This is a genomic window from Kitasatospora sp. NPDC127116 (genome assembly GCF_042677365.1).
GTDB lineage: Bacteria > Actinomycetota > Actinomycetes > Streptomycetales > Streptomycetaceae > Kitasatospora > Kitasatospora lactacystinica.
Window position 1 is genome coordinate 1 of sequence record NZ_JBHXTL010000244.1, and the last position, 6,213, is coordinate 6,213.

A 6,213-nucleotide genomic window follows, 5' to 3' on the forward strand; every position below is an offset into this window, starting at 1 on the left:
GGGCCGGCGGCTCAGGCCCGGCGGCGCCGGCGGAGCCAGAGCCCGGTGCCGACCAGCAGCACGGCCGCGACGGCGGTGCCGGCGGCGGCCCAGGTGGTGGAGTCGGAGGTGTCGCGCGCGGAGGCGGAGCCGGAGGCCGCGGCCGGTGCGGAACCGGCGGGGGCGGGCTCGGACACCGGCCCGCCGGTGGGCACCGGGACGGGCCCGGCGCCCGTCCCCGTCGACGCGGCCGACGGCACACCGGCCGGGGGCGACGCGGCCGCCGTACCGGCGGGCGCCGGGTCGTCGATGACGGCGTCCGCCACGTCCAGTTCGCGCTGGGCGTGGCCGAGCGAGGGGAAGGCGCAGTCGACGGTCACCTGCCAGTGCCCGGCGGGCAGGATCTCCCGGGTGGTGTACGTCCCCGGGCGGCCCGGGACGCCGACCAGTCGCCAGGGGCCCACCGTCCGGCCGTCCGCCGCGGTGGCGGAGAGCGTGCCGGCGAACTCCTCGGTCACCGGGTCGTGGTCGTTCTCCCAAGTGGCGACGGTGCTGACGTGACCGTTCTGCTGGCCGGTGACGTCCAGGTGGACGCTGTCGCCGTGGGCACCGGCCGGTGCGGCGGTGGGCAGGACGGCGGCCGCCGCGAGGGCGCAGGCGGCAAGGAGCGGGCGGGTTCGCATGGCGGGTGTTCCTCGGAGCGGTGTGGGAGGACGGGTGTGGGAGGACGGGTGCGGGAGACGGGGGCGCCGGGCGCGGCCGCGCCGGAGCGGGTGGCCGCGCCCGGCGCGCGGGCCGGGCGACGTGCGGGACCGTGGCACCGGGCAGCCGGGCAGCCGGACTGCCGGACTGCCGGACTGCCGGGCCACGGTCCTCGGGCGCGCGGCCCGCGGTCGGTCGGAGCTGCCTGCTTACGTGGTCTTCAGGAGCGACCAGTTCTGCTGCGGCCGGCCGTTCGCCTGCTGCAGCTCCAGCAGCCAACCGCCGTAGTACCAGCGAGTGCTGAGCCCCAGCACGAGCGAGCCGCCGTCCGCGGTGACGGTGAACCCGCCCTCGACGGCGTTGAGCTGCCACTTCTGCGCGGTCGTGTTGGAACACGGCTGCTGGGCGACGTACTGACCGGCCACCGGGGCGCCGCCGAGCTGCAGGCACTTGCCGGAGCGCGCGGACTTGATCCGCACCGCGCCGTTCCCGGCGTCCTCGAACTGCCACTTCTGGTTGGCGTAGCCGGTGCGCTGGTAGGCGATGGCCACGGTCCCGTCGTTCGTCGAGCTGCCCCACAGGTCGGCGGCCTGCCCGGTCAGTCCGTTGACCATCGTGTAGCGCGTGCCCGGCTGCGGGCGGCCGGTGTCGGCGACCGTGCGGAAGGTGGCGGTGCGACCGGGCTTGCCGACCGCGCCGGCGGCGTCGCGGACGGCCACGGCCACGGTGTACGAGGTGCCGGGGGCGAGGCGGACCACGCCGACCACTGTCGAGCGGACGGTGCCGATCGCCTGGCCGTTCAGCAGCACGTCGTAGCCGGCCGCGGCGGGTACGGCGGTCCAGCTGAGCACGGCGGAGTTCTGGGTGACCTGGCTGACGCCCACCGCGGGGCCGGTGTTGCCCGCCGTGGGGGTCGCGGTCGGAGTGGGGGTCGCAGTCGCAGTCGGGGTCGCGGTCGGCGACGGGGAGCCGGTCGGCGTGGGGGTGGTGCTGCCGGTGGGCGTCGGGGTCGGCGAGGGCGTGCGGGTCGGCGTGCCGGTCGGAGTCGGGGTGGGCGTCGGGGTGGGCGTCGGGTCGGGGCCGCTGCCGCCACCGGCGATGAGGAAGCGGTTGTTGGCGACGTTCCAGTGCGTGGTGAGGTAACTGCCCGGCGACGGTGAGGTGTTGTAGTAGTCGTCGTGGTTGCAGTCGAGCCGGTCGTCATGGGCGCGGTCCGGGCAGACGGTCCGCATCTGCGGGTAGTCGGGGGCGTCCGAGTAGCACATCACGTCCCACTCGTCGACGCAGTGCCCGGCCTTGCTGGAGTTGGGCGCGCTGTTGTTCACCGCGCCCAGGTTGTGGCCGAGTTCGTGGGCGGCGGTGCTGCCGCTCCAGCACCCGGAGTCGGTCCGGCCGTACGAGGGCCCGAAGTTGCTCAGGTTGTCCTGGCCGGGGCGCTCGTCGCCGGCGAAGGTGCCGATCCCGCAGTACACCTTGGCGTCGGTGAACATCATGTACTTGCGGTCCTTGCGGTTGAACCCCTGCGCGGCGAGGGCCCGGTTGCTCGCGTTGAAGTCCTGGATCTCGGCGTCGGAGATCTGCACGTTCAGCACCGAGGCGCTGCAGTCGGACTCGGTGACGAAGCGGACGTGCCGTTCGCCGCCGGTCTCCGCGGCGCTGGCGTTGTAGATGACGTCGACGTCGGCGGACCACTTCTTGAACGAGGCGAGGTACTGGGCGAAGCGGTCGTTGCCCGGGCTGTGGACGTACACCACCTGGACGCGGTTGCCGCTGCTGCCGTCGCCATCGCAGACCAGCTTCGACCCGGCGGGCACGGCCGCTGCGGCCGGGGCAGCGTCCGCGGCGGTGCCGGCGCCGCCGAGCAGCGCCTTCTGCGTGGCGTCCAGGACGGGCGCGGAGCCCTTCAGCAGATCGGCGGCGGCGGGTGCCTGGGCTCCGGCCGCGGGGGTGAGCGCGGGCGTCCGGGCGACCGGGGCCGCGACCGGCGGGACGTCCTGGCGGATGTCCACGCCCTTGGGCGGCACGTCCGGGCCGTGGCTGCACTGGGTGCTGCCGGTGACCTCCAGCGTGCCGCCGCAGCGGTCGCTGCCGGGCAGGCTCAATCCGGCGTAGACCAGGCCGCGTTCGGGCTCGTCCTTGGGTATCGCCTTGAGCGGCGCGGCCTTCTGGTCCCGCTTCGGGGCGGGCGCCTGGGTGGCCCCCTCGGCGGTGCCGGTCTCCCCCGGTCCGCCGTCGTAGCCGACCAGCCCGGCCTGCGTCCCCGAACCGTCGACCCCGTCGGCCGCGGCCGTGACGGCGCCGTTCAGGGCCGCCGGCTCCAGCGCGGTGCGGATGCCGAGCGTTCCCGCCAGCAGCCCTGCCGCCACCGCCGCGGCGACCAGGGCGCTCCTGCGGGTGAGCCTGCGGCGCTTGCGCCGGCGAAGCTCGGTGCTCCGGTGTCCCATCGCGTTCCTTTCCTCGTGCGATGACCCGGACCCTGTGGTGAGGAGGTCCGGGCCTTCCGACACTCCGGAGAGCACGAGGGACGACCGGCGATAACAGAAACATCTTGCGAAAATATTCAGCGCGTTCGAACCGCGGGCGACGGCGACGCCGGTTCCGGCCGGGGTGGTCCGGAGCCCGGCGACGGACCGTGCCGCACGGCCAAGAGGTGATCCGGCCGGCGAAGTGAGTGCCTTCGCCGACCGGATCACCTCAGAGGTCAGTGCTCAGTGCTCAGTGCTCAGTGCTCGGTGCTCGGTGCTCGGTGCTCGGTGCCGACACGGTCAGAAGATGAGCTTCCAGCCGTCGATGCGGCCCGAGTCGGTGCGGTACATGTCCTGCACCCGGAGCCGCCAGGTACCGTTGGCGAGCTGGGCGGAGGCGTCAACCGTGTAGGTCTCGATGACGTTGTCGCCCGAGTCGCCGACGTTGCTCTTCTTCAGCGAGTACACCGCGCCGTCCGGGCCGACCAGGTCGACGACCAGGTCACCGCGCCAGGTGTGCTTGATGTCCACGCCCACCTTGAGGTCGCTCGGCGCCTGGCCCGGGATCCGGTCGATGACGATGTCCGAGAAGATCGCGGGGCCCCCGTCCGGGATCTGCACAGGGGTGGTGTTCGCGAAGATGCCCCGGGAGACCTTCCAGGTGAACGTCGTCGCGAGGCTGCTGTGGTGGGAGGCCTTGGCGGTGACGGTGACCGTGTACGTGCCGGTGAGGGCCGGGACGCCGGTGACGCGGCCGGTGACCGGGTGGAGCGTCAGGCCCTCGGGGAGGCCGGTCGCGTGGTAGGTGACGATGCCGGGGTTGAAGTTGGCGGCCTTGATCTGGAGATCGGCGGGGGCGCCGATCGCGGTGATCTGGCTGGCGACGGGGTCCAGCAGGAGGCCGTCGACGACGCGCGGGCCGACGTTGATGGCCGCCCAGGCGTTGGCGGTGTTCATGTAGGTCGCGCTGGTCGGCCCGTACAGGTCGGCGGCGGCCTGCAGGGTGGCGGTGCGGGCCGCCGCGTAGTTGGTCGACGAGGTCATGTAGGTGGTCAGCGCCCGGTACCAGATCTTGGCGGCCGCGTCCCGGCCGATGCCGGTCACCGGCAGGCCGTCGGAGGTCGGGGAGTCGTAGGCCACGCCGTTGACGGTCTTGCTGCCGCTGCCCTCGGAGGCCAGGTAGAACCAGTGGTTGGCCGGGCCGGAGGAGTAGTGCACGTCGATGGAGCCGAGGTCGGACGACCAGGAGTCCCTGGAGCGGCCGTCCTTGGAGGGCTTGTCCATGTAGCGCAGCGGACTGCCGTTGCCCCTGATGTCGATCTTCTCGCCGACCAGGTAGTCGCCCTTGTCCTCGGGGTTGTCGGCCCAGAACTCGATGGCGGCGGCCATGATGTCCGAGGTGGCCTCGTTCAGGCCGCCGGACTCGCCGCTGTAGATCAGGTTCGCGGTGGCGGAGGTGACGCCGTGGGTCATCTCGTGGGCGCCGACGTCGATGGAGGTCAGCGGCTTGACGTTGCCCGCGCCGTCGCCGTAGGTCATGCAGAAGCAGCTGTCGGACCAGAACGCGTTGACGTAGTTGTTGCCGTAGTGGACCCGGGTGTAGGCGCCGACGCCGTCGTCCTTGATGCCGTTGCGGCCGTGGACGTTCTTGTAGTAGTCCCAGGTGAGTTGGGCGCCGTAGGCGGCGTCCACGGCGGCGGTCTGCCGGTTGGAGACGGTGCCGTCGCCCCAGGTGTCGGTCGGATTGGTGAACAGCTTCCTGGTGGAGCTGGTGCCGTTCAGGTCGTAGGTGCTGTGGCCGCCGCGGGTGTTGTCGGTCAGCGCGAAGCCGCCGCCGGCCGCCGCCGAGGTGCCGATGGTGACCTGGCCCGAGTACTTGCTGTTGCCGACGCCCGTCTCGATGCCCTGGTACTCGAAGATCTTCTTGCCGGAGTTGGCGTCGGTGATGACGTGCAGCTCGGACGGCGTGCCGTCCTCCTGCGTGCCGGTGACCACCGTCTCCCACGCGAGGCGCGGGGTGCCGGACGCGGCCCAGACCACCTTGCGGGTGCTGTCGGCCGCCGGCTCCGCGACCTTCGCGCTGCCGGCGCTGTCGAGCGCGAGGCCCTTCGCCGCCTCGGCGCTCTCCTTGGCGGTGGTGTCGACGGCGATGTCCGCCTCGGTGGCCTTGGTGACGCCCTTCGTGGAGCCGTCCGCGGCGGTGTGGACGACCAGGTCGCCGCCGAGCACCGGCAGTCCGTCGAAGGTCCGCTCGTAGCGGGTGTGCACGCTGCCGTCGGCGTCCTTGGTGACGCCCCTGGCGACCAGCGCCTCCTTCGACCCCAGCTTCAGCGAGCCGGCGGTCTCCGCCAGCGACGCGTCCGCCGAGGCCAGCAACTCACCGCGCTGCTCCGGCGACAGCTGCACCGGCAGCGCGCCGGCGGCGGCCCGGACCTCGGCGGGGGCCTGGACGGGAGTCTCGTCGGCGATGGCGACACCGGATGTCAGGGCAGCCACGATCATCGCGGCGCCGACTGTCAACGCGCCTGCGCCGGTGGTCTTTCGGGAGGATCGATTCACACTGAACTCCTTCTGCGACGGCCGCGCGGGTGCGGCCGGAGTCAGCCGGGAGGGCAGGGATGGTGCCGCCCGGTAGAGCTGGTGGTTCGAGTGGGGGACAACCTCCACGTGGTCACCGCAGCGGGTGGTGCGCGTGCGACTGCAAGGGCCGCTGCAGCGATGGGACGGTACAGTGCCATCTTTGTTGGAAACACGTCACCCGTGCGGCGACAAGTTGGCCGGAATGCTTCGTGATAGACGTAATGTCGAGGTAATCCATCGCCAGAAGACGGGTAATGCGGGGGAAAACAGACCGGCGCCGGCGTCGGCCCCGCACCGCCCCCGGCTCCTCCTCCCCGAGCTCCCGGACGGTCCCCCGTGACCGCCTCACCACCGGGCGCGCGGTGTGGTGCTTACGGGTGGGCGGCCCTGATGTTGGGCTGGGTCTTCTGGTTGTAGATCTCCTTGCCGTCCGCGTTGTAGGCGTGGACGTAGGGGGCCGGGGGGAAGGAGTTCGCGTTGTTTCCGG

3 protein-coding genes are annotated in these 6,213 nt (G+C 72.4%); all 3 read right to left on the reverse strand.

Annotated elements, in window-relative coordinates:
* Positions 1 to 11: 11 nt before the first annotated feature.
* Positions 12 to 662: a hypothetical protein gene (locus ACFVHV_RS42880; RefSeq protein ID WP_380359187.1), complete on the reverse strand. Its 651-nt coding sequence runs from the start codon at positions 660 to 662 to the stop codon at positions 12 to 14.
* Positions 663 to 890: 228 nt separating this feature from the next.
* Positions 891 to 3,125, reverse strand: a complete 2,235-nt coding sequence (locus ACFVHV_RS42885) for an RICIN domain-containing protein (protein ID WP_380359190.1) — start codon at positions 3,123 to 3,125, stop codon at positions 891 to 893.
* Positions 3,126 to 3,446: 321 nt separating this feature from the next.
* Positions 3,447 to 5,648 (reverse strand): M4 family metallopeptidase, encoded by a 2,202-nt coding sequence (locus ACFVHV_RS42890; protein ID WP_359901273.1) that lies wholly within the window; start codon positions 5,646 to 5,648, stop codon positions 3,447 to 3,449.
* Positions 5,649 to 6,213 lie beyond the last annotated feature (565 nt).

Excerpts from the sequence above, each read along its gene's own strand:
- ACFVHV_RS42890 (WP_359901273.1), bottom strand. The coding sequence starts at position 5,648 with ATGATCGTGGCTGCCCTGACATCCGGTGTCGCCATCGCCGACGAGACT.
- ACFVHV_RS42885 (WP_380359190.1), bottom strand. The coding sequence starts at position 3,125 with ATGGGACACCGGAGCACCGAGCTTCGCCGGCGCAAGCGCCGCAGGCTC.
- ACFVHV_RS42880 (WP_380359187.1), bottom strand. The coding sequence starts at position 662 with ATGCGAACCCGCCCGCTCCTTGCCGCCTGCGCCCTCGCGGCGGCCGCC.